Genomic DNA, 24,957 nt, shown 5'->3' with positions numbered 1-24,957 from the left:
ATCTTAGCAAAGGCCGTCTCGACGGGCAAAGCGTTGTCGGCACTTATGCACAAAATGAAAGACAGCTTGAAACAGTTAAAAAAACGCCTGCCGACGGCAGGCGCAAAAGGAGAAAGTCAGCCTCAGGCGTGCTCTTTCACCAGAGAATCAGCATAGCCCATACGGGTCAGTGCGGTGCGCACCAGATCCAGAGTAGCGGGATCTTCTATGGTCGCCGGCGCCTTGAACTCCTGATTGTCGGCAATTTTACGCATGGTGCCGCGCAGTATCTTGCCGGAGCGGGTCTTGGGCAACTTGGGCACAGCGCTCACCAAACGGAACGCTGCCACCGGGCCTATTTCCTGGCGCACCAGAGCCACCAGCTCCTTGTGTAGCTGCTCTTCGCTCAGGGTATTGCCCATCTTGAGCACCACCAACCCCAGCGGCACCTGGCCCTTGAGCTTATCTTCCACACCGATAACCGCCGCTTCAGCCACCGCCGGGTGCTGACAAAGCACCTCTTCAAAGCGCCCGGTCGATAATCTGTGACCAGCCACATTAATGATGTCATCAATGCGACTCATGATGTAGAGATAGCCCTCTTCATCCATATAGCCGGCATCTCCGGTGAGATAATAGCCGGGATACATGGCCAGATAGCTGTCATGGTAGCGCTTATCGTTTTGCCACAGCGTAGTCAGGGTTCCTGGCGGCAGAGGCAGTTTGATAACCACATTGCCCGACTGCCCGGGAGCCACCTGCTCCCCCATTTCATCCAGTACTTCCACCTGATAACCGGGCACGGCTCTGGCCGGTGACCCGGCTTTGACCTGAATAGGGGCCACCCCCATCAAGTTGGCGGCAATCGCCCATCCGGTTTCAGTTTGCCACCAGTGATCTATTACTGGCTTGGCCAGCTTCTCAGCCGCCCACTTCAGGGTGTCCGGGTCACAACGCTCGCCAGCCAGAAACACGTTTTTCAGACAAGAGAGATCGCTTTGAGCCACGTAGCTTGCCTCCGGGTCCTCACGTTTGATAGCGCGAATCGCTGTCGGTGCGGTAAAGAAACTCTTGACCTTGTACTTGGCTATGGTGCGCCAAAAAGTGCCGGGATCCGGGGTGCCCACAGGTTTGCCTTCAAACAGCAAGGTGGTGGCACCCACCAGCAGCGGTGCATAGACAATATAGGAGTGACCCACTACCCAACCCACATCCGAGGCGGCCCAGAAGACATCACCTGGTTCTATGTCGTAAATGGCCTTCATCGACCAGGCCAGCGCCACGGCATGGCCACCGTTATCACGCACCACCCCCTTTGGCTGCCCTGTGGTGCCTGAGGTATAGAGAATGTACAAGGGATGAGTGGCTTCGACCGCCACACAATCGGCAGGAGTCGCCTGACAGATAGCACTCTGCCAGTCATGATCACGCCCTGGCTGCAACTCGGCCTGATACTGACTGCGACCGAGAATAAGACAGTTTTCCACCTTATGCTCAGACTGTTCCAGCGCCTTGTCCAGCAGGGGCTTATAAGGCACAACACCTGAGGGTTCTATGCCGCAGGAGGCAGACAACACCATTCTGGGTTTGGCATCGTTGATCCGGGTTGCCAGTTCATTGGCAGCAAAGCCGCCAAACACCACAGAATGTATCGCCCCTATGCGGGCACAGGCCAGCATGGCGAAGAGGGTTTCCGGTACCATGGGCATATAGATAACGACTCTGTCGCCCTTATTGATGCCGACAGATTGCATCCAGCCCGCCAGGCGACTCACCTGCTGCTGTAATTCGTTATAGCTGATGCCGTACTCGGTATCGGTTACCGGACTGACATATTGAATGGCGGTCTGTTCGCCGCGCCCGGCGGCCACATGTCTATCCACCGCGTTGTAGCAGGTGTTGAGCATGCCACCGCGAAACCAGTGATAAAATGGCGCTTCACTCTCATCCAGCACCTGCTCCCAGGGCTGTTGCCAATCTATGGCGCGGGCACACTCACCCCAAAACTGTGTCTTGTCCTCGAGTGACGCCTTATGCATGGCTAAACCCGGATCTATCATTATCTTTCCTCCCAAAGGACGCCGTTCTGCGACGGCACTGCGTTCCCTTCCTTCCTGGGACAATTAAAGTCCTTTTTGGCCCGCTCCCCAATTAGACGTTAGCCTAAAACCCTGCACTGACCTAGCCTTAGAGCTTCCCGCCAATTCGCACTTCTGCTGTTGGGTCAAACAAATAATTGAAGCGCATATTCAAAGACGTTATTGACCAGGTCCCCAAGGAAAGACAAATTTATTGATAACTGAAACTAGCGTTTCAATACGGGCAAAGGCCGATGGCAGCAGCGATTGACACCCACACAGTCGCAAAAACACACAACAAACTTTACCTTTACGTAAACTTCATATATCTTGCAAAACAAGTTCTATTTTATGGTGTTATCGATGAACACAAATCACAATCCACAAACCACATACTCCATCAGTGATCTATCAAAGGAATTTGATATCACCACCCGCAGCATCCGCTTCTATGAAGATCAGGGGCTGCTCAAACCCAGGCGTCGTGGCCAGACCCGTATCTACAGTCTCAAGGACAGAGTCAGACTGAAACTTATTCTGCGCGGCAAGCGTCTGGGCTTTTCCCTGGCGGAAACCCGCCGACTGTTTGAACTCTACGATGCCGACAAGAGCAGCCATGCACAACTCAATACCATGTTGGCCCTGATTGAGGAAAAAAAGACCTCACTGCAACAGCAGATGGACGATATCAAGGTGGTGTTGATGGAACTCAATTCTGCCGAACTTCAGTGCCGTCAGGCGCTGGATGACATGGAGCAGGAAAAAGCCTGAGCCATTGACCAAACACCATAATAATAAAATAAAAATATTAACTTACAGGACATCAAGCCAATGAACTCTCTCTACTCAAGCCTCAACTTTGGACTCGGTGAAGAAATCGATATGCTGCGGGATGCAGTCAACGGTTTCGCCGCCAATGAAATTGCCCCCATTGCCGCCAAGGTGGATCAGGACAACGCCTTCCCCAATGAGCTTTGGCCTCAGTTCGGCGACATGGGGCTGCTTGGGATCACAGTCCCAGAAGAGTTCGGCGGTGCCAACATGGGTTATCTGGCGCACGTCGTCGCCATGGAAGAGATCTCCCGCGCGTCGGCGTCCATAGGTTTGTCCTACGGCGCCCACTCCAACCTGTGCGTCAACCAGATCAACCGCAACGGCAATCAGGCCCAGAAGGAAAAATACCTGCCCAAGCTGGTCAGCGGCGAACATATAGGCGCACTGGCGATGAGTGAACCCAACGCAGGTTCGGACGTGGTTTCCATGAAGCTGCATGCCCGCAAGGAAGGCGACCGTTACATTCTCAACGGCAACAAGATGTGGATCACCAATGGCCCGGATGCCCACACCTATGTGATTTATGCCAAAACCGACTTGGACAAGGGCCCGCACGGGATCACTGCCTTTATCGTCGAGCGCGGCTTCAAAGGCTTCTCCCAGGCACAGAAGCTCGACAAGCTGGGAATGCGCGGCTCCAACACCTGTGAACTGGTATTCGAAGACTGCGAAGTCCCGGAAGAGAATATTCTCGGCGGCCTCAACCAGGGTGTGAAGGTACTGATGAGCGGCCTCGACTACGAGCGGGTGGTGCTCAGCGGCGGCCCTCTTGGGATAATGACCGCCTGCATGGACATAGTGATGCCCTATATGCACGAGCGGGTGCAGTTCGGCAAATCCATCGGCGAATTCCAACTGGTGCAGGGCAAACTGGCCGACATGTACACAGGCATGAATGCCGCCAAGTCCTATATCTATAACGTCGCCAAGTCCTGCGATCGCGGCGAAACCACACGTAAAGATGCCGCCGGAGCCATTCTCTACAGCGCCGAGCTCGCCACCAAGATGGCACTGGACGCCATTCAGCTGCTGGGCGGCAACGGCTATATCAATGAATACGCTACAGGTCGCCTACTACGCGATGCCAAGCTCTATGAAATCGGCGCCGGTACTTCGGAAATCCGCCGCATGCTCATCGGCCGCGAGCTGTTCAACGAAACCAAGTAATGGCGAATGCCGGGGCCGTTCAAGCGGCCCTTCACGCTCCCCCATTCAGTCGAAAAGGATGACAAGCCGTGCCTCAAATCAGCAGTAGAATCAACGCCCGCAGCGATGAATTCAGGGAAAAACAAGCCGCCATGTCCCACCTGGTGGCCGATGTCCAACAAAAGCTCAACAAGATAGTCGAAGGCGGTGGCCCTGTGGCCATGGAGCGCCATCTGTCTCGCGGTAAACTGGCGCCGCGCACCCGGGTAGAGAAACTTCTGGATCCCGGCTCGCCATTTCTGGAACTGAGCCAGTTTGCTGCCTTCGAAGTCTATGACGAAGAAGTGCCCGCCGCCGGCATCATAGCCGGGATCGGCCGGGTCAGCGGAGTCGAGTGCATGATTATCGCCAACGACGCCACGGTCAAAGGCGGCACTTACTACCCGTTGACGGTGAAAAAACACCTGCGGGCTCAGGAGATAGCCGAGCGCTGTCACCTACCCTGCATCTATCTGGTGGACTCGGGCGGTGCCAACCTGCCGCGCCAGGATGAAGTGTTCCCGGACAGGGATCACTTCGGCCGCATCTTCTTCAATCAGGCCCGCATGTCCTCCAAAGGGATCCCGCAAATCGCCGTGGTCATGGGCCTGTGCACCGCAGGTGGCGCCTATGTGCCGGCGATGGCGGATGAATCGATTATTGTCCGTGAACAGGGCACCATCTTTTTGGCCGGCCCGCCGCTGGTGAAAGCCGCCACAGGTGAAGAGGTCAGTGCCGAAGAGCTCGGCGGCGCCGAGGTACACACCAAGATAAGCGGTGTGGCCGATCATCTGGCGCAAAACGACGACCACGCGCTGGAGCTGGCCCGCAATGCCGTCTCCCGCCTCAATCACCAAAAGCAGATTGCCCAGACACTGAGCCAGGTAAAGCCACCCAAGTACGATATTCATGAGCTCTACGGCATAGTCGGCACCGACTTGAAAAAGCCCTTCGATGTCAAAGAAGTGATTGCCCGCATCGTCGATGACTCAGACTTCGACGAGTTCAAGGCCGGTTACGGTGCCACTCTGGTGTGCGGTTTTGCCCGTATTCATGGCTACCCGGTAGGCATAGTGGCCAACAACGGCATTCTGTTTTCCGAGTCGGCACAAAAAGGCGCTCACTTCATCGAGCTTTGCTGCCAGCGCAAGATCCCGCTGCTGTTTTTGCAAAACATTACCGGCTTTATGGTCGGCAAGAAATATGAGCATGAAGGCATAGCCAAACACGGCGCCAAAATGGTGACCGCAGTATCCTGCGCCACTGTGCCCAAGTTTACCGTGATCATCGGCGGCTCCTACGGCGCCGGTAACTACGGCATGTGCGGTCGCGCCTTTGACCCCACCATGATGTGGATGTGGCCCAACGCCCGCATCTCAGTCATGGGGGGTGAACAAGCCGCCGGAGTGCTGGCCACAGTGCGTAAAGACGGCCTGGCCCGCAAGGGGCAGACCATGAGCGCCGAGGAAGAAGCCGCCTTCAAGGCTCCGGTGATAGCCCAGTACGATAAAGAGGGGCATCCCTACCATGCCAGCGCCCGTTTGTGGGACGACGGCATTATCGACCCGGCCCAGACCCGGGATGTAGTCGGCCTGGCATTGTCGGCGGCGCTGAATGCGCCCATTGAGGACACACGTTTCGGCGTGTTCCGCATGTAATGGAGGCCGGTATGGATTATCAATATCTGACCTTAACCACCGACTCCCGCGGCGTTTCATCCCTGGTGATGAATCGCCCGCAGCTGGCCAACGCCTTCGATGAGGTGATGATTGCCGAGCTCATTGATGCGCTGGAGTCCCTGGCCCGGGATCCTGCCTGCCGGGTGCTGCTGCTGAAAGCCAACGGTAAACATTTCAGCGCCGGCGCCGACCTGAACTGGATGCGCAAACAGGCGGCGATGGACTTTGACGACAACCTCAAAGACGCCGCCGAGCTGGCCCGGTTGATGGCCACTCTGGATCAATTCCCCAAGCCGTCGTTGGCACTGGTACAGGGCGCGGCCTTTGGCGGGGCACTTGGGCTGGTGTGTTGCTGCGATATCGCCATAGCAAAGCCCAAGGCCAGCTTTTGCCTGTCAGAGGTGAAGCTTGGCCTGATCCCGGCGGTTATCAGCCCCTATGTGCGCCGCGCCATGGGCGAGCGTCAGGCGAGACGCTATATGTTGACCGCAGAGCGTTTCGATGCCGAAGCCGCCAAGACTTTGCAACTGGTGCATCAGGTAGCAGACGATCTCGAGGCCGCCGCCGCGCCCCTTATCGAATCGCTGCTGGGCAACAGTCCGCAGGCGCTCAACTGGTGCAAACAGCTGATAAGCGATATCCGCCACGGACTGATAGATGAACAGACGCTGGCGCTCACCGGCGAGGCCATCGCCCGGATCCGGGTGTCTGCTGAAGGCCAGGAAGGGCTGAACGCCTTTTTCGAAAAACGCCCGCCGAGCTGGCAAGGCTCAAGTGACAATCCGGGCAATAACTCCAGTTGCCATCCAGGCAATAGCTCAAACCCGCCACAGCGCCGTGACTAAGGAAGGATGTAAGATGTTCAACAAGATTCTGATTGCCAACCGCGGCGAAATTGCCTGTCGCATCATACGTACCGCCAGGTCATTGGGAGTGCGCACTGTCGCACTGTTCTCGGATGCCGATCGCCATGCCGCCCACGTGGCTATGGCCGATGAAGCCTTTTATCTGGGGGGCTCGGCGCCGGCCGACTCCTACCTCAGGGGCGATGCCATCATCGATATCGCCAAGGCCTGTGGCGCCGAGGCGATCCACCCGGGTTATGGTTTTCTGTCGGAAAACGCCGGTTTTGCCGCCGCCTGTGAACGGGCCAATATCGCCTTTATCGGCCCCAAGGCCGATTCCATAGAAGCCATGGGCAGCAAGAGCGCCGCCAAACTCATCATGGGCCGCGCCGGAGTGCCGCTGGTACCCGGCTATCACGGTGATGACCAGAGCGATGAGTTGCTGCTCAGTGAAGCCGAAAAAATCGGTTTCCCGCTGCTGATCAAGGCCGCCTTCGGTGGCGGCGGCAAGGGAATGCGGATTGTCCGCAGCCTGACGGAAGTCAAGTCGGCCATCGACTCGGCCCGCCGTGAAGCCGCCTCCAGTTTTGGCAATGACAAGCTGTTGATGGAGCGTTACCTGGAGCAGCCGCGCCATGTGGAGGTGCAGGTATTTGCCGACACCCAAGGCAATGCCATCTATCTGTCAGACAGGGACTGCTCGATTCAGCGCCGCCACCAGAAAGTGGTGGAGGAAGCGCCGGCCCCCGGCCTCAGCGACGCCCTGCGCCGCCGCATGGGTGAAGCCGCCGTGGCCGCCGCCCGCGCCATCGATTATGTGGGCGCTGGCACGGTCGAGTTTTTGCTGGACACCCATGCCACAGAAGAAGACGGCAGCTTCTTCTTTATGGAGATGAATACCCGTTTGCAGGTAGAGCATCCGGTTACCGAACTGGTGACAGAGACAGATCTGGTGCACTGGCAACTGCTGGTCGCTGCCGGAGAGCCTCTGCCCCTCACTCAGGAGCAAGTTGCCATTAATGGCCATGCCTTTGAAGTGCGAATTTATGCCGAAGATCCGGATAACGACTTCCTGCCCGCCAGCGGCAAGCTCAACTTCCTGCGCGAGCCCAAGCCATCTCGCCATGTGCGCATCGACTCAGGGGTTCGTGAAGGCGATGAAATCTCCAACTTCTACGACCCCATGATAGCCAAGCTGATCGTCTGGGATGAATCACGCCCAAGAGCGCTGCAGCGCCTGCAAAGGGCTCTGGATGACTTCCAGCTCACCGGCCTGAAACACAATATCGGTTTCCTGGGTAAAATCGCCGCTCACCCGGCCTTTGCCAGCGCCGACTTCAGCACAAATTTTATTGAGCGTTATCAAGCACAGCTGCTGCCTCAAGCGAAAGACAGCACTCTGCCCTTGCCGCTGCTGGCCAAAGCCGCACTGTATGAAATGCTGTGGCGCAAACGCGACTCCCGGGCCAAACAGACAAACAGTCAGGACCCTTCCTCGCCTTGGGGCAGCGCCAGTGGCTTTAGACTCAACAGCGCCAAGCGCCACGATATCGCCCTGATGGACGATGAACACCATATTCATCACCTGCAGCTGACTGAGCTGGCCAAGGCCGATAGCTGGCAACTGACACTGGATGGCCAAACCCTGGTTATCGAAGGCGAGCTGAGCACAGATGAGGCCGGTGGTGACACGCTTCGCTGTGTGGTCGATGGGCATATCAGCAGCCAGCGAATCAGCCGCCAGGGCATGGACTTTACCCTGCTTGGCCGCTCCGGCGAGCTTAGCGCCTGTCATTTCCGCGCCATTCAGAATGAGCTGGAAGAGGAGCAGGCCAACCATGCCGATCTGCTCAAGGCGCCGATGAACGGCACCATAGTCACTCACCTGGTGGCTGTAGGCGATAACGTTAAGGCCGGCCAAGGGCTGATGGTGATGGAAGCGATGAAGATGGAATACACCATAGCCGCGCCTTTCGATGGCACTGTGAGTGAGTTTTTCTTCCAGCCCGGCGAACTGGTCAGCGATGGCGCCCAGTTGCTGGAGCTCAGCGAACAACTCAAGGAGGCTTAAAAATGCTGCCTCCCAAGGTAAGCCTGTTTGAAGTGGGCCCAAGAGACGGCCTGCAAAATGAAACCTCGGTCAGCACTCAAGCCAAGATAGCCCTAATTGAAGCCTTGGCCGATGCCGGGGTGAAGCGCATCGAAGCCGCCAGCTTTGTGTCGCCCAAGTGGGTGCCGCAAATGGCAGACTCGGGCGAGGTACTGCGTGGCATTTCACGCCGCGCCGGCGTCTGCTACAGCGCCCTGACTCCCAATCTCAAGGGCCTGGAGTTGGCGCTGGCTGCCGGCGCCGATGAAGTGGCGGTATTTGCCGCCGCCTCCGAAGGCTTCAGCCAGAAGAACATCAACTGCTCCATCGAAGAGTCCATCGCCCGCTTCGAGCCCCTGCTGAGCCGGGCCAAGGAGCAAGGCATTCGGGTTCGCGGCTATGTTTCCTGCGTATTGGGTTGCCCCTATGATGGTGAAATCGCCCCGGCAGAAGTGGCTCGGGTCGCCGACATTCTGCATCAATTGGGCTGCTATGAAATATCCCTCGGCGACACCATAGGCGTAGGTACACCGCTCAAGGCCCGCAAAATGCTGGAAACCGTGGCCGAGCGCGTACCGGTAGAGCGCTTGGCGCTACACTTCCATGATACCTATGGTCAGGCGCTGGCCAACATTCTCGCCTGCCTGGAAACCGGCGTCAGTGTAATAGATACCTCGGTCGCCGGACTCGGTGGCTGCCCCTATGCCAAAGGCGCATCCGGTAATCTGGCCAGTGAAGATCTTGTCTATATGCTGCATGGTATGGGTATAGACACAGGCATAGATCTCAACAAACTGGCCCGGGCCGGACGGCAGATAAGCCAGCAGCTTGGCCGGGAAACCGGTTCAAAAGTAGCCAGAGCCCTGGGAGCTTAAGGCCTCCAGGTGGCACAACAGATAAGCAGTAAAACGACAGATAATAAACAGCAAGGACATCACTATGGCAGGACTCAATAAAGTCGTCGGCAGCTACGACGAAGCGCTCGCAGGTCTCACCAATGATATGACAGTCATGGTGGGAGGTTTTGGCCTTTGCGGCATTCCCGAAGGCCTTATCAATCAAATGGTCAAGCTGGGCGTCAGCGGCCTGACCGCCATCTCCAATAACGCCGGGGTGGACGACTTCGGACTGGGGCTGCTGCTGCAACATAAGCAGATAAGCACAATGATCGCCTCCTATGTGGGTGAAAACGCCACCTTTGAGCGGCAGATGCTCAGCGGCGAACTCAATGTAATCCTTACCCCACAAGGCACTCTGGCGGAGAAGATCCGCGCCGGCGGCGCCGGGATCCCCGCCTTCTTTACCGCCACCGGCTACGGCACCCCGGTGGCCGAGGGCAAAGAGACCCGCGAAATCAATGGCCGCCACTATGTGCTGGAAGAGGCACTGACAGCCGACTTCGCGCTGATCCGCGCCTGGAAGGCCGATACCATGGGTAACCTGGTATTTCGCAAGACAGCCGCCAACTTCAACCCCATGATGGCCACCGCCGGCAAGATCACTGTGGTGGAAGTGGAAGAGATAGTCGAGCCGGGTGAACTGGACCCGGATCATATCCACACCCCGGGCATCTATGTGGATCGCGTCATCAAGGGTGTGTTCGAGAAGCGTATCGAACAGCGCACAGTCAAACAGGCATAAGGGCAGGAGAGCAAAATGGCACTTTCAAGAGAACAACTGGCCCAACGCGTCGCCAAGGAACTCAAAGACGGTTACTACGTCAACCTGGGGATAGGTATCCCGACTCTGGTGGCCAACTATATCCCCGAGGGCATGCAGGTGATGCTGCAATCGGAAAACGGCCTCTTGGGCATGGGTGAATTCCCCACCGAAGACACTATAGATCCGGATCTGATCAACGCCGGCAAGCAAACCGTTACCGCCGTCAAAGGCGCGTCTTTCTTCTCCAGCGCCGAGAGCTTCGCCATGATCCGTGGCGGGCATGTGGATCTCACGGTACTGGGCGCGTTCGAGGTGGATGTCGAAGGCTCTATCGCCTCATGGATGATCCCCGGCAAGCTGGTTAAAGGCATGGGCGGCGCCATGGACTTGGTGGCCGGCGCCGACAATATCATAGTCACCATGATGCACGCCGACAAACACGGCAACTCCAAACTGCTGAGCAAATGCGAGTTGCCGCTCACAGGTTACGGCTGCATCAAGCGGGTACTGACAGACCTGGCCTTTATCGAAATCAAGGACGGCGCCTTCCACCTGCTGGAGCGGGCACCTGGTGTGAGTGTCGAGGAGATAGTTGCCAAAACCGCCGGCAAGCTTATCGTCCCGGAACATGTGCCAGAGATGGCACTGTAAATCAGACCCTTTGCCCCGCAGAGATGTGATATCCCAAACACCCGCCGTTGCGGGTGTTTTTGTATTCAGTCAACAGGGACAACTCCCCCACCAACACTTGCAGGGCTTACGGCAGTGGATTTTCCTATTACCTGCCGCAAATTTTCGCACAGGCACATCTGTGACGCGGCGCGAGTTACATAGCGAGTTGCATAGTGAGTTACATAGCTAGTTACGTAGCAAGGTGCTTTCGAGCGTGAACCAAGAAGGGGAAGCTGGCCCATTATCCCTCAAGGCCCTGCCTCGGCCATACACTTCCCCGGGTATGAGTCAGTTCGGCGTCCATGCCTCTCGTTCGTAGCCAACGCAATGCGTTACTCTCCATGCCTCGGAGGGGCATAGTTCCAACTGTGCTTAGAAAATAAATGCACTAACTAAAGAGTCTTATAGCTTCACTGTTCTGTCCCACCAGCATCCATAGTTTTTATATCTTCTTGTATCCCCCCTCTTGTATTCCCCTCTTGTATTCCCCTCTTGTATACACAGTGGCTATCCATTAACCTGAAACGGCATTGGCAATGGATGGCTTGACGCGAGTCTGACGCCAGTCAAGAGCGGCTAACGCCTTTATGTTTTAGTACTTGGATGCTCACGACTATGGCTCAATTCTCTGCCTGTTACTTCAGGCAGCTGCATGCGACAGGGAAAGTCGGGCTCTCTCCCCTCTTAGTGAAACCCCAAAATACTGCCCAGCCGATATTGCAAAGCCCCTTAGTCCGGCGCCGCTCGTATCCAACACGGGTATAGGGTAAAAAAATAATCATAATTTGGAGACTCAATTTGGCCACTAAAGTACTGCTTCTTCTTGCCTGCCTGGCGGCATCGAGTATTGCCCAAGTTCATGCAACCGCCACAGAAGCTGCCGCTTTAGGCATAGAGAGTACAAAAAGTGCACTGCAACAACTCAGTGCCAAGAGTAAGCTGCAAACCCAGGTGATGGTGCTTGGCAGCCTGCACCTGAGCAATATCAAACAGCAATTGGACAGCCGCTCTCTATCCTCGATCCTTGAGCCACTCTCCCGTTACCAGCCTACGGCCATAGCGGTGGAATCACTGCGGCCACAGGATATCGCCACCATGATCAACGGCTCAGGCGAGTATCAGACTGTATTGGATCATTTTGTGGGACAAAGATTTCTGGCGCTGGCGATAAAGGAGCAGCAGGAGTTGCGACTCTCGGCGCAAAAGGCGCTTGAGAGTCTGGAGCCCTTATTGGACGAGACCAGCCTTGAACCTGTGCAGCGAGCAAGGCTCATCAAGTTGGCCGTTGCCGCCTATCACAAAGAGATAGCCCTGCTGCACTGGCATTATTTGGACAAAACCGCGGCGAGCCCAACGATTTCCACCGAGTTGCAGCACTATCTGGAGCAACTTGCCGCGAGCAATAACGAGAAAAACACCCTTGGCAATAACCTGGCCATGGCACTGAAGCTCAAGCGCATTTATCCGATAGATGATCATCTGGATAAAGATCTCTACCGCCCCATCGAAGCGCGGCTGCTGGAGTCTTACAATCAGTCGCCTCATGCCGCCGCTCTGGCCAAAAGCGACTATATCAACAAGCCACAGAGGTTAAAGACAGAGGCGCTTGAGACAGGCAACTGGTTGCCGCTCTTTTCCTGGCTAAACAGCCAGGAGTACCAGAGGGCTGTCATTGACCAAGAGTGGAGCCTGTTTATCGATAAAGATTTAACCCAGGATGCGGCGCTCTCCCGGGTTGCCCTTTGGGAGATACGCAATCTCAACATGAGCTCCCACATCATGCGCGTGGTAGCAGCTAACCCTGGAGGCCGGATACTGGTGATAGTCGGTGCCAGTCACAAGGTGTTTCTGGAGCAGTATTTGGCCAATATGTTAGGGGTTAAACTAATCCAACCACAGCAGTATTTTGCCGCCCCAAATACATCAAAGGGGCAATCACCACAGCACTTGCTCTCAGATAAAGAGCAAAGATAGAGAGCATGAACGGCCCATAAAACTCAGTCCATAACACACGGTCAATAAAGCATCGCCCATGAAACATAACTCACGAAATAGAAACAGCGGCAAAGGGTCATCAACTGCGCGCAGCAAGACCCACTCCGGTTGGCTTGTTGGCCTGCTCATGGGGCAACTGGCCGCTCTGGTGTTTGCCGTGCCGACCGCGGCGCTGCTTTGGTTGGCAACCAATAAGCATCTGGCCCTGTGGAGCAACGGCCAAGCCTTTATCGGCAGCCAGGGTTGGTGGCTGACACTGGCAGTATTTGCCCTGACGGCGCTGTTACTGCCGCGACTTTTCCCGAGTCTGCTAGGAAAAATTTGGCAGTTCTTGATAAGGTTAGAAAATGGATTTTGATGGAAAACACATACTAAGGAAGGTCAATGAATAAAGCGTTTATTCGCCGTTTGGCACTATTATGTTTGCCCTTATTTTCCCTCTGCCTGGCGCCTGCGGCATTGGCCGAAGTAGATGAGCTTTTTAAGCAGTATCTGCAGGGCCATTATCAGCTGGTTGGCAAAGCCATTGACTCAGATGCCAGCTACACCGGTAAGATGAGCATTTATGAGCAGGGCGGCGAACTTAAAGTGCGCCGGGAGATAGAAGGCTTAAGCATTCAAGGAACAGCAGCCATAGAGCCAGTGCTGAACGGCGATGCCAAGGTGCTTAGGATCCGCTTTCAGCAACAAGAGCGGGATATTGAAGCCAGCTGCCTGTGGCGCGGCGATCTGGATAACTATGCCCGCATCAGCTGCTACCTGTATCATCCGGGGCAAGACACCGAAAACCCAGGATTGGAAGCACTGTTTCACTTGAGACAGGACTAACAGCCAGGATTAGCAACCTGGCTTGCCATCACGCGTTCTAACTCTCTTTAGCCATCAAACAGGGAAGTCACTATGAATCGTAAACTCATCACTTTACTCAGCAGCGCCTTAATGCTGGTTATCGGCACTACGGCGCAGGCCTGCACCCGCGCCGTCTATCACGGCGAACAGCAGTTGGTGATCACCGCCCGCTCCATGGACTGGCGCGACGAGATCCCGGCAAGCCTGTGGCTGTTTCCTCGCGGCATGCAGCGTCATGGAGCGGTCGGCGACAACTCTGTCACCTGGACCTCACGCTACGGCAGCCTGATCACCAGCGCCTTTGATATCTCCAGCACCGACGGCATGAACGAAAAGGGCCTGGTGGCCAATCTACTCTGGCTGGCAGAGTCGAGCTATCCCGAATACCAGGGTAAACGAAAAGGCTTGTCGGTCGCCGCCTGGGTGCAATATGTGCTGGATAACTTTGCCACAGTCGCCGAAACGGTTGAGGCTCTGAGAGCCGAGCCTTTTGTGGTGGTTTCCGCCAATATTCCCGGTACCCAACGCTTTGCCACCCTGCATCTGTCGATTTCCGATGCGGCAGGTGACAGCGCCATATTCGAGTACATAGACGGCAAGTTGGTGATCCATCACGACCCGAAGTACCGAGTCATGACCAACTCTCCCATCTTCGAGCAGCAACTGGCACTGAACCAGTATTGGCAGCAGATTGGCGGCTTTACCATGTTGCCGGGAACCAACCGCGCCGCCGACAGGTTTGTCAGAGCCTCTTTCTATATGGATGCCATTCCCAAGACTGCCAATACCCGGGTGGCTGTTGCCGGCGCCTTCAGCGTCATTCGTAACGCTTCTGTGCCTTTCGGCATAGCTTCCGAGACTGAGCCGAATATCTCTTCGACCCGTTGGCGCTCGGTCTCGGATCATAAAAATCGGGTGTATTACTTTGAAACCGCCTTGACCCCCAACACCTTCTGGGTTGATATGAAGGGCATCGACTTTGGCAAACTGCAGGAGGTGAAAAAGCTGACCATTGACAACAGCAGCCTCTACTCAGGCAATGCGCTGCAAGACTTTGTCACGGCCAAGCCCTTTACGTTTGCCGGGCTTTAGTCTCTAAACAGGCTGGGAGCCTAGGCTCCCGTCTGCCTTGTCCAACCTGCTATACAGAATAAAGGACTCAAGCTGTTCAGCCCGGCTTAAGGCTGATAGCCGATACTGTGTCCTCTAAGCACCTTTGCAGGAGTCCAGTGAATGAAGCAGTCCAACACCTTAGGCAAAACACATTTCTCCGCCAGAAAAACCACACTCTGGATGTTTTCGGCCCTGGCCCTTGGCACTCTCTCCGGCTGCGGCTGGTTTGCCGCAGATGAAAAGGCGCAACTGGAGCAACAGTGGCTCGCCAAAGATCAAGAGTTGCAACAAGCCATTGAGCAGATCCGCTCTCAAGGTCTGGAGGCCATCAATCGCAGCGCCGAGGTCAGCTCGGTAACTGCTTGCGTCGCCGAAAAGCTCAGCCAGGATCCGCTTGGTGAGCTGATCCAGGTCGATGGCGTATTGGCTGAGTCCGCCAGGGTCAGTGACCTACTCGGCCAAATTCAGCAGCTATTAGAGCAGGGCTTCAGCTTTGAAAACGCAGCCGCACTGCTGAATAAGGGCGCAGATCTCGCCGTCTATGTCAGCACACTTATCGAATCCCAGGGAATAGACAAGGCTTTGGCAGATGTCGAACAGCAGCTGAAAAACGGTACTGACAGTAATAATCAGCAGCTCGGTGGTCATCTGCAATCCCTGTTGAATGAATGCCGCCAATCCAATCTCAAAAGCAACTGATAGCGTTCCGACAAGCTCCCAGATAAGACGGAGTTATCCATCACTGCGATTCCTTCATGGATAAACCGCTTATCTCGGCTCTCTTCATTCCCCTCGCGCCGGGAGCTTGGTGCTGACGTTGTTTAAATAAGCTTCAAATAAGCTCTGCAAGCACGGCTACCGACCAAACATCCTGGTGGCTCAAACTCGAAAACACCTGCCATATTCACCAATAATCACCCAAAAACCAGACAATTAAACCATAGCTTTAAATATTGGCTGTGATAGAGTCATACAGAGCAAGGATTCAAGTCTGAGTGTAATGGAGGCCATATGAGCACAGTAGTTCCACGTACAGTCACTTCCCCCAAAAAGTTCATCATAGGTAAAGGCCTGCTGGCGCAGATGCACGAATATGTGTCTGACTTTGGCGATAACGCTTTTATTATCGCCGATGAGTTTATTCTCGGCAGGATTGAGGATGAAGCCCAAACAGAGCTGAAACTGCAGGGGATAACCAGTCGAGTCGAGCGCTTCAACTATGAATGCTGCGAAGCCGAGATCCTGCGCCTTGCCTCCCTGGCAGAGCAAGCCAATACCAAGGTCATTGTGGGTGTCGGCGGCGGTAAGACCCTGGATACTGCCAAAGCTGTCGCCTTCTACCGCAAGCTGCCGGTCATCCTGTATCCCACCCTAGCCTCAACTGATGCCCCTTGTACGGCATTATCTGTGATATACACCGAAACGGGTGAATTTGAGCGCTATCTATTCCTGCCACAGAATCCGGATGCCGTAATTGCCGACACCAGCATTATCGCCGCCGCGCCGGCACGTTTCTTTGCCGCCGGTATCGGCGATGCTCTGGCCACCTACTTTGAAGCCAGGGCCTGTTATCAGGCCGATGGTGTCAACCTGGTGCTGAAAAAGCCCTCACGCACCGGCCTTGGTCTGGCAGAGCTGTGTTATCAATTGCTCAGTGAAAACGTTGCCGCCGCCATGGATGCGGTCAACAACCAAATAGTCACTCCGGCGCTGGAGCAGACCATAGAGGCAACCATCTATTTAAGCGGTGTCGGCGCCGAAGCCGGTGGCCTGGCGGCAGCGCACGCGGTCAACAACGGTATGTCGGCCGTTGCCGAGTTGCATGGTGCCCAACATGGCGAGAAGGTGGTCTTTGGCCTCTTGACCCAACTGGTGCTGGAAAACGCCCCACAGAACGAAATCGACAATGTCATCCGCATCATTAAAACCGCAGGCTTGCCGCTGACTCTGGCGGATATGGGACTGAAGCACTTCCGTGAGGAGGAATGGCGCAAGGTTGCCGAAATAGCCTGCGCCGAAGGCGATACCATGGGCAATATGCCGATGGCTGTCAATGCCGATGACGTCTATCAGGCGATGATCGCCGCCAACGCCATGGCAGAGCGCTATCGTTAACCTAATAAATAGTCACAGTAACTAAATGAAAACCATCTCAAAAGAGGTGGTTTTCGAGCCGTTTTGATCAGTTTAAACACTCAAGCTGCTATCCAACTACGGCGACAACAACCTTCATCCGGATGCGACAGTCACGCTATGAAACATGAGTTTGGTGCCGCATCAGAGAGAAAGAACCCCAATACCCGATGTCAGTACTTGGCATCAATACCCTATAATCTGCAACGCCGGGAGAAACACATGGCATATGCAACAATTAATCCCTTCACGGGAGAACTCATCAAACAATTTCCCAACGCCACCGATGCCCAAGTCACCGAGGCGATTGAATCGGCCCATCAGGCCTTTTTGAGTTGGCGCAATACCTCTTTTGCCGACAAGGCTGAAATACTCAATCGCGCTGCGGCCCTGCTCAGAGACAGCAAACGCCGTTACGCCGAGCTGCTGACTCTGGAGATGGGTAAGATCATAGGTGAAGCCGAGGCTGAAGTTGAGCTGTCGGCGCAGATCCTCGAATACTATGCCCAGCATGCCGAGAGACTGCTGGCACCGCAGAAACTGCCTGTGGCCGATCCCGCCGAAGGGGAAGCACTGCTGGTCAACGAACCTCTTGGGGTCTTGCTGGCCATCGAACCCTGGAACTTCCCCTATTACCAGATAGCCAGGATCCTGGCACCACAGCTTTCAGCCGGTAATACCCTGCTGCTGAAACACGCCTCCAATGTGCCTCAGTGCGCCGCCGCTTTCGAGAGCCTGATGCGGGATGCCGGACTGCCGCAGGGTGCCTTCCAGAACCTGTATGCCACTCGGGATCAAGTCGAGCAGATCATCAACTCTCCCAAGGTACATGGCGTGGCCCTGACCGGCTCTGAAGGTGCTGGCGCCATTATTGCCTCCCAGGCCGGCAAGGCACTGAAAAAATCCACTCTGGAGCTGGGCGGCTCTGACGCCTTTATCGTGCTAGAAGATGCCGAACTAGAGAAAACCATAGATTGGGCGGTATTCGGCCGTCACTGGAATGCCGGTCAGGTATGTGTTTCATCCAAAAGGATGATCCTGGTGGAAGCCATCTATGACAAGTTTATGGAAGGTTATACCCAAGGCGTCGCCGCCCTTAAGGCCGGCGATCCTATGGATCCGAACACGACTCTGGCGCCCCTGTCTTCCCAGGGTGCTGCCGATGAAGTGAAACAGAAAATTCGTGAAGCGGTTGAGCATGGTGCCACGGCTACCGAAGTCGGCCCCAAAGTACCGGAGCAAGGCGCTTTTGTACAGCCAACCATACTCACCAATGTGACCCCGGACAACCCGGCTTACTATTGGGAGTTCTTCGGCCCTGTCTCAATGATCCTCAAGGCCAAGGATGAACAGGAAGCGATTGCCATTGCCAACGACTCGCCCTTCGGCCTCGGTGGCTCTGTGTTCACCGCCGATGAGCAACGCGGTCTGGCGGTAGCCAAGCAAGTCTCTACCGGGATGATGTTTGTTAACCACCCCACCATGGTTAAGGCCGATCTGCCCTTTGGCGGCATCCGCCGCTCCGGCTATGGTCGTGAGTTGATAGACCTCGGATTGAAAGAGTTCGTTAACCACAAGCTGATCAACGTGGTGGATATTAACGCCCCCTTCTGATCGCGCTTGAAGCATACTTGATTAGATTAAGACCCGGCCACCTGGCCGGGTCTTTTATCGCCACAATCAAATCGACTGGCAAACTGACAGGTTTCGGCACAAAGCACAAAACGCGGCAGCGCCAAAAGCGGAATAGCCAATGGTATGCCCCTTGTATTCAGTACCTTGCCCATGTCATCTTAACCGATACCTAATACTCAAAACCGCGTAATTCATGTCCGGATTGGAAAAGAAACTGCCGCCCCTGGCGCTCTTGTTGCTGTTTGCGCTACTGCTGCAGCTAACATCCTATTACTTGCCCTCTTCAAACCTGCATCCGACCTTTAGTTTGGGGCTCGCTGTTTCTCTGTTGACTGCTGGGCTGGTTATTCCTTTGGCCGGAGTGCTTAGCTTTAAACGCCATGGCACCACGCCGGATCCCAGAGTGCCCGAACAGAGTTCGGCCTTGGTCACCTCAGGTATTTACCGCTGGTCACGCAACCCCATGTACCTGGGGTTTGTGCTCTTGCTGCTGGCACAAGCCGTCTTTCTCAACTGCCTCTGGTTACTGATTTTAATCGCCCTGTTCGCGGCCTACTTGCAACGCTTTCAGATCCGTCCAGAGGAGCGGGCAATGCAGCAACTCTTTGGTGACAGCTACCACTCGTATTGTCAGAGAGTCAGGCGCTGGATTTAACCTCTCATCAGACTGCGGGAACGGGCAGCGTGCAACTGGGGTAACAAGACACCAGGTCACCACAAGTTGTGACCTGCTTCACAGGCATATTATCCACCGTTAATTCAGGCTCCCAGTTTGCATCTTTAGCTCGTCCCCGAGACACTATCGCCGCGCATCTCTGTCATAATTGCCGCTGACTGTCAACCATATGCTTTTTGAGACACAGCCATGCCCCTGTTTGCCAAAGCCTCAGGCTTCGCCGATTTTATCTATCGCCACTCCCGTATCGTGCACACTGCCAAGTTGGCCTTGGCGCTATTTATTGCCGCCGCCATCAACGCCATCTGGTCTTTGCCTCACTTTGTCTGGAGCATGGTCACCATAGTGATCATCATGATGGGCCTGCCACAGGTGGGCGGCGCTATCGAAAAATCGTTGCAGCGGGCTGTAGGCACCTGCCTGGGCTCGGCTTACGGAGTCTCTTTGGTGATCTTGATGAACGGCTATTGGGATCTGATGGGGTTGCTGATCCTCGGAGTCAGCATAGTCTGTTATCTCAACGCCGGCCGTTACAGCTATGCCTATCTGGTGGCGGGATTCACCATGATCATAGTGATAGGTGACGCCAACCACGACACCTCGGAAGCCCTGTGGCGCACCGCCAATATTCTTATCGGTTGCGTGATTGCCGTGCTGGTATCCCTGTTTGTATTGCCAATCAAGGCCAAACAGGACTGGCGGGCCCAACTGGCTAATTCATTGCAAATCATGACCCAAGTGCTGGAACAACATCTCAATGCTGGCCAGGAAGAACCGCAAAATGCCCGTAAGTCACTGGAGACGGCAATGAAGGCGGTGCTGGCACAGAAAAAACTGCTGTTTTCACTGGAATGGGAGAGCCAGACTTTGAAAAAAGAGGCCCAGACTCTAACCGAATTGGCCAACAAACAGATAAGAGTGATCACCCTATTGGAGCTACTACTGCTTACCCGCTGGAAGGCCGAAGAAGATGAGGCCTATGCCAGAGTCAAACAGGTGGCCAGCGGGCTGCAGCGAGAGTTCGCCTATCTGGCGGACTATGTGGCCGGTAACACCCACGACTGCCCCAAACTCCCCCTGGGGCTCGGTTATCAATTGCAGCAACAGCTGCTTAAACAATTGCCATCTGAGCCGAGCGACGACTCGCCGGAAGCGGCCCATCAAGACTTTGCGCTCAGTGGTTACAGCTGGCTTATCTATCAACTGGCCCAGGCTCTGCTGGCCATTCATGGCGAGTTGGCCAGCCTGGATCTGGCCTATAAGCGCAAAGCATCTTCCCAGCGTCAGCTGGATATTCCGGATTAACCCGTCAATTGCCGGGCGTTACAGTCGCAACAGATCCTGCTGATGAAAATGGAGCACCACCTCGGGGTCGAGCTTGAGTGCCAGATCCAGTATATGGCTGATGCTGATGGGCGCCTCGCCCATCTGACTTAAGCTGTTGTAATAACCGAGTAAGGGTATGGCCCAGTCGCGGCGCCTTTCTATCAGCTGCTGGTACAACAGGGCCGCCTCTTGGTATTGTTTCTGCTCATAGCTCAGCATGGCTTTGAGATAGACAAGCTGCAAGTAAGCTCGGCCCTGACGCTTTGCTCCCTTGTCGAGCTGCGCCAGAGCCTCATCGTACCGCCCCAACGCCCGCAAGCTGACAGCCTGATAAAACTGCAACTTATCCAGATAGTCATACTGTCTCGCGGCGCGTTGATAACTCTTGAGCGCCGCCTCATGCTGGCCCATTTGTGCCAGGATATTGCCTTTGAGCATCTGGCCATCGGCCCAAAGCTGAGGCTTGTTATTGAGATAGCGGTTTATCTGCTCCAGCGCTGCCGGATAGTCCCGGGTCTCATAGAGTGTCCTGGCAATATCCAACCTGAGATCCCGCTCCGATCCCAAAGCCTCGGCTTTGCGGTAATCGGCCAGTGCGCCGCTATAGTCCGGACGCAGGCGCTGGGAATAAGCAGACAGCTCCTGAGCCTTGGCCGCCGCGCGGAAAAAATACAGCTCAGGGTCCTTGGACAGCGCGGACTCGGCCTTGTCATAGGCCGCCACCGCCTTGGGATAATTGGGGAGATTGCTGAAGTAATAAAGCTGCCCAAGCAAAAATGCCAGCCGCCCGGAATTTGGGTAATTTGCCATGGCCGCATCCAACCTGGGCGCCGCCTCTGCCATCTTCCTTTCAAAAATAAGTTTTTGAATCACTTTAATTTCTGAGGCGGGAACGGCTTTATCTGCGATGACCTGCAATGGCAAAACTGAGCCCAGCAACAACAACAAACCCGGAAACCGCTTTCTGGATATACGGTTTCCAGCTGGGGAAATAGACGACATAAGCTTCCTTTCTTTATCTGTATCGCTTTATCTATATCTTTGGCTGTTCGCCTGGACTTTTACTATTGAACTTGCCTCTTTGGGCTTGCAAACGCGACGCCTCACATCAGTCCCAAATCAGTTCGCGGTAGTGCTTACGACAAACAGATTCATAACTCTCATTGCCGCCTATCGCCACCTGCTCACCTTCGCGCACCGGGTTACCCGCACCATCACGACGGATCACCATATTGGCCTTGCGACCACAGTGACAGATGGTTTTCAACTCTACCAGCTTGTCGGCCCAGGCCAACAGGTACTGACTGCCAACAAACAGCTCGCCCTGGAAATCGGTACGCAAACCGTAACAGAGTACGGGAATATCCAGGATGTCGACCACATAGGCCAATTGCTTGACCTGCTCTTTACTGAGGAACTGGGACTCATCAAACAGCACACAGTGCAGAGGCTGACGCTCATGTTCGGCGCGGATCATCTCCAGCAGATTGTCATCATGGGCAAAAATGCGTGCATCAGATTCGATACCGATCCTGGAAGCGACCTTTCCCACTCCAAAACGGTCATCTATCGCCGGGGTCATCACCAGGGTGTGCATGCCGCGCTCGCGATAGTTATAGGATGATTGCAGTAAAGAAGTGGATTTTCCGGCATTCATCGCCGAATAGTAGAAATAAAGTTGCGCCAAAACGGCTCTCCCCTGAGAAAAATTCCGGCCGCAATTTTACACTTTTTACCACATAAATACAGAATGCATGCCCCATGCGGCCAAACTTGGGCAATGATTCAGTATTTACTGAATCTGCTCATTAAAATCAATTTGTTACACTTCTATCTCAATAAGCCTCTGGCATATAAACATCAGGATTATGTAGGCTATAACCATCAAATTCAGCCACTTTTAAGCAACAAGTGCTAAGTTGCGCTAAAAAACTCATAACTAAAGATGGAAGTCATATCAATGCGAAAATCTCTTCTGGCGCTGGCCGTTGGCGCCACTCTGGCTATTTCGGGCTGCAGCACCCACACACCTCAAGACACCAATCTGGCAAATGCTGAAGCCACCCAAAACAACCCGCTCTTTGCCAAGAGCACCTTGCAATATCAGGCTCCTGATTTTCGCCTGATCAAAGATGAGCACTTTAAGCCTGCACTGGAAGCCGGTATTGCCGAGCACTACCAGGAAGTGTTGGCCATTGCCAACAACCCAGAGAAACCCACTTTTGCCAACACTATCGTGGCGTTGGAAAAGTCCGGTGAATTGCTAAACCGCGCCTCAAGCGTCTTCTATAACCTGACCAGCTCCAACTCCAACCCTGAACTGCGTAAAATTCAGGGTGAAATGGCGCCCAAGATGGCGGCCCATTCAGACAACGTCAATCTCAACCCAGAGCTGTTTGCCCGCATCGACAGCCTCTACTCTCAGCGCCACCAACTGGGCCTGAGCAGCGAGGAAGTGCGCCTTATTGAGGTGTACCACCAACGCTTTGTGCTCGCCGGCGCCAAGCTGACCGAGAACGAAAAAGCCCAGATCCGCGCCTTGAACGAAGAGCAGTCCAAGCTGGTGAACGAATTCCAGCAACGACTGATGCGGATGAACAAAGAGATTGCCGTAACTGTGGCTGACGTTGCTCAATTGGAGGGTCTGTCCGACTCGGCCATTCGCAATGCCGCGGCCGATGCCAAGGCAGCCGGTCTCGATGGCCAATACCTTATCAGCATCACCAACACCACTCGCCAGCCTGTGCTGACGCAGCTGAAAAACCGAGAGCTGAGAAAGCAGATCTGGGAAGCCTCGGCCTACCGCGGTCTTGAAGGTGAAAATGAAACCGCCTCTCTGGTGGCTCGTCTGGCGCAGCTGCGCGCCGAGCGTGCCGCCCTGCTGGGCTTTGATAACTGGGCCAGTTACCGTCTGAGCCCACAAATGGCCAAGACGCCCGAGGCCGTCTATGAGATGTTCGGCTCCATGGTGCCTGCCGTTGTCGCCAACACCCAGAAAGAAGCCGCCGATATCCAGGCTATGATCGACAAGACAGGTGGCAATTTCCAGCTCAAGCCTTGGGACTGGGCCTTCTACGCCGAGCTGGTGCGCCAGGAGAAGTATGATCTGGATGAGGCCAGCCTCAAGCCTTACTTTGAATTCAATCGAGTGTTGGAAGACGGTGTCTTCTTTACCCTCAACCAACTCTATGGAGTGACCTTCAAGCCACGGCCGGATCTGCCGGTTTATCACCCAGATGTCAAAGCCTGGGAAATGTTTGATGCCGATGGCAGCAGCATGGCCATCTTCTACGGCGACTATTTCGCCCGCGAAGGCAAGCGTGGCGGTGCCTGGATGAGCTCTTTCGTCAGTCAGAACCTGCTCAAGGGTGAAAAGCCTGTGGTGGTCAATGTAATGAACATCAAGAAGGCGCCGGAAGGCGAAGCCACCTTCGTCAGCTATGATGAAGTAACCACCATGTTCCACGAGCTGGGCCATGGCACTCATGGTATGTTCTCCAAGGTGACTTACCCTAGCCTGTCCGGTACTGCAGTATCCCGTGACTTTGTCGAATTCCCATCCACCTTCGAAGAGGACTGGGCCGGTCATCCACAAGTGTTGGCCAACTACGCCAAGCATTACCAAACCGGTGAACCTTTACCCAAGGCGATGCTGGACAAGTTGCTGAAGTCCCGCAGCTTCAACCAGGGCTTCGACACCCTGGAGTATATGGCCGCCGCCCTGGTAGACATGGAATGGCATTCGCTGGACAAGGATGCACCGCTGCAGAATGTGGCCGAATTTGAAGCCAAGGCGCTTGAAAAACACGGCCTGAACATTGAAGCCGTGCCACCACGTTACAAGTCGACCTACTTTGCCCATGCCTTCCCGGGTGGCTACAGCGCCAGCTACTACGCCTATATGTGGAGCGAAATCCTCGCGGCCGATGCCTTTGCCTATGTGCAGAGCCAAGGCGGCCTCAAGCGGGATATCGGCATGAAGTATCGCAAGACTATCCGCGAAGTGGGTAACAGCGTGCCCCCTATGGAAGCCTACAAGAACTTCCGCGGCCAGGAGCCGACAACCGATGCCCTGCTCAAGCGTCGCGGTCTGCTCTGATAAGTGAGCGCTAAAAACCGTTAACAGCCAATAGCCTGGAGATGCAAAATTGCAGCCCCAAGGCTTAAATAAAAACACCTGGGTCTTTCGCTCAGGTGTTTTTTATTG

21 protein-coding genes are annotated in these 24,957 nt (G+C 54.9%); 18 read left to right on the top strand and 3 right to left on the bottom strand.

Annotation, left to right across the window (positions count from 1 at the left end; genetic code table 11):
* Positions 1-122: 122 nt before the first annotated feature.
* The gene (locus CBE72_RS06680; protein WP_100142866.1) at positions 123-2,039 is read right to left on the bottom strand and encodes a propionyl-CoA synthetase; all 1,917 of its coding nucleotides are present in this window, start codon (positions 2,037-2,039) and stop codon (positions 123-125) included.
* A gap of 381 nt (positions 2,040-2,420) precedes the next feature.
* On the opposite strand from CBE72_RS06680, the gene CBE72_RS06675 reads away from it, so the two are divergent.
* The 17 genes from CBE72_RS06675 (at position 2,421) to CBE72_RS06595 (ending at position 20,729) form a co-directional block, all read left to right on the top strand.
* Positions 2,421-2,828 (top strand): MerR family transcriptional regulator, encoded by a 408-nt coding sequence (locus CBE72_RS06675; protein ID WP_100142865.1) that lies wholly within the window; start codon positions 2,421-2,423, stop codon positions 2,826-2,828.
* 60 nt (positions 2,829-2,888) lie between these two features.
* Positions 2,889-4,058, top strand: a complete 1,170-nt coding sequence (locus CBE72_RS06670; protein WP_025889846.1) for an isovaleryl-CoA dehydrogenase — start codon at positions 2,889-2,891, stop codon at positions 4,056-4,058.
* Positions 4,059-4,126: 68 nt separating this feature from the next.
* Positions 4,127-5,734: a carboxyl transferase domain-containing protein gene (locus tag CBE72_RS06665; RefSeq protein ID WP_100142864.1), complete on the top strand. Its 1,608-nt coding sequence runs from the start codon at positions 4,127-4,129 to the stop codon at positions 5,732-5,734.
* Between the two features lie 11 nt (positions 5,735-5,745).
* A complete protein-coding gene (locus CBE72_RS06660; RefSeq protein ID WP_229671902.1) occupies positions 5,746-6,600 on the top strand; it encodes an enoyl-CoA hydratase-related protein in 855 nt (284 codons plus the stop codon).
* A gap of 13 nt (positions 6,601-6,613) precedes the next feature.
* Positions 6,614-8,671: an acetyl/propionyl/methylcrotonyl-CoA carboxylase subunit alpha gene (locus CBE72_RS06655; RefSeq protein ID WP_100142862.1), complete on the top strand. Its 2,058-nt coding sequence runs from the start codon at positions 6,614-6,616 to the stop codon at positions 8,669-8,671.
* Between the two features lie 2 nt (positions 8,672-8,673).
* The gene (locus CBE72_RS06650) at positions 8,674-9,564 is read left to right on the top strand and encodes a hydroxymethylglutaryl-CoA lyase (RefSeq protein ID WP_100142861.1); all 891 of its coding nucleotides are present in this window, start codon (positions 8,674-8,676) and stop codon (positions 9,562-9,564) included.
* A gap of 64 nt (positions 9,565-9,628) precedes the next feature.
* Positions 9,629-10,330: a CoA transferase subunit A gene (locus tag CBE72_RS06645; protein WP_071476287.1), complete on the top strand. Its 702-nt coding sequence runs from the start codon at positions 9,629-9,631 to the stop codon at positions 10,328-10,330.
* A 15-nt stretch (positions 10,331-10,345) separates the two neighbouring features.
* Complete coding sequence (locus tag CBE72_RS06640; protein WP_025009400.1) at positions 10,346-11,002, top strand: CoA transferase subunit B; 657 nt, start codon at positions 10,346-10,348, stop codon at positions 11,000-11,002.
* 819 nt (positions 11,003-11,821) lie between these two features.
* On the top strand, positions 11,822-12,997 hold the full coding sequence (locus CBE72_RS06635; RefSeq protein ID WP_100142860.1) for a DUF5694 domain-containing protein: 1,176 nt from the start codon (positions 11,822-11,824) through the stop codon (positions 12,995-12,997).
* Positions 12,998-13,055: 58 nt separating this feature from the next.
* A complete protein-coding gene (locus CBE72_RS06630) occupies positions 13,056-13,376 on the top strand; it encodes a hypothetical protein (RefSeq protein ID WP_229671900.1) in 321 nt (106 codons plus the stop codon).
* Between the two features lie 26 nt (positions 13,377-13,402).
* Complete coding sequence (locus CBE72_RS06625; protein WP_100142859.1) at positions 13,403-13,846, top strand: hypothetical protein; 444 nt, start codon at positions 13,403-13,405, stop codon at positions 13,844-13,846.
* A gap of 72 nt (positions 13,847-13,918) precedes the next feature.
* Positions 13,919-14,959 (top strand): linear amide C-N hydrolase, encoded by a 1,041-nt coding sequence (locus CBE72_RS06620; RefSeq protein ID WP_100142858.1) that lies wholly within the window; start codon positions 13,919-13,921, stop codon positions 14,957-14,959.
* A gap of 141 nt (positions 14,960-15,100) precedes the next feature.
* Positions 15,101-15,679: a hypothetical protein gene (locus tag CBE72_RS06615; protein WP_308419682.1), complete on the top strand. Its 579-nt coding sequence runs from the start codon at positions 15,101-15,103 to the stop codon at positions 15,677-15,679.
* A gap of 312 nt (positions 15,680-15,991) precedes the next feature.
* Entirely contained in the window at positions 15,992-17,095 is a 1,104-nt protein-coding gene (locus CBE72_RS06610; protein WP_100142857.1) for a glycerol dehydrogenase, read from the top strand.
* 240 nt (positions 17,096-17,335) lie between these two features.
* Positions 17,336-18,727, top strand: coding sequence for an NAD-dependent succinate-semialdehyde dehydrogenase (locus CBE72_RS06605; RefSeq protein WP_100142856.1), 1,392 nt, complete (start codon positions 17,336-17,338; stop codon positions 18,725-18,727).
* A gap of 214 nt (positions 18,728-18,941) precedes the next feature.
* On the top strand, positions 18,942-19,403 hold the full coding sequence (locus CBE72_RS06600; protein WP_100142855.1) for a methyltransferase family protein: 462 nt from the start codon (positions 18,942-18,944) through the stop codon (positions 19,401-19,403).
* Positions 19,404-19,613: 210 nt separating this feature from the next.
* Entirely contained in the window at positions 19,614-20,729 is a 1,116-nt protein-coding gene (locus tag CBE72_RS06595; protein WP_100142854.1) for an FUSC family protein, read from the top strand.
* Between the two features lie 18 nt (positions 20,730-20,747).
* Here the strand turns inward: CBE72_RS06595 and CBE72_RS06590 are convergent, their stop codons facing one another.
* Positions 20,748-21,593 (bottom strand): tetratricopeptide repeat protein, encoded by an 846-nt coding sequence (locus tag CBE72_RS06590; RefSeq protein ID WP_268239845.1) that lies wholly within the window; start codon positions 21,591-21,593, stop codon positions 20,748-20,750.
* A gap of 265 nt (positions 21,594-21,858) precedes the next feature.
* Positions 21,859-22,437 carry a thymidine kinase gene (locus tag CBE72_RS06585; RefSeq protein ID WP_100142852.1) on the bottom strand — a complete coding sequence of 193 codons (579 nt, stop codon included), beginning with the start codon at positions 22,435-22,437 and terminating at the stop codon, positions 21,859-21,861.
* A gap of 273 nt (positions 22,438-22,710) precedes the next feature.
* Here CBE72_RS06585 and CBE72_RS06580 point away from each other — a divergent pair, with 273 nt between their 5' ends.
* Positions 22,711-24,849 (top strand): M3 family metallopeptidase, encoded by a 2,139-nt coding sequence (locus CBE72_RS06580; RefSeq protein ID WP_100142851.1) that lies wholly within the window; start codon positions 22,711-22,713, stop codon positions 24,847-24,849.
* The last annotated feature ends 108 nt before the right edge of the window (positions 24,850-24,957 follow it).

The organism is Shewanella carassii (assembly GCF_002777975.1).
Taxonomy (GTDB): domain Bacteria; phylum Pseudomonadota; class Gammaproteobacteria; order Enterobacterales; family Shewanellaceae; genus Shewanella; species Shewanella carassii.
This window is presented reverse-complemented; position numbering and strand designations above follow the sequence as displayed.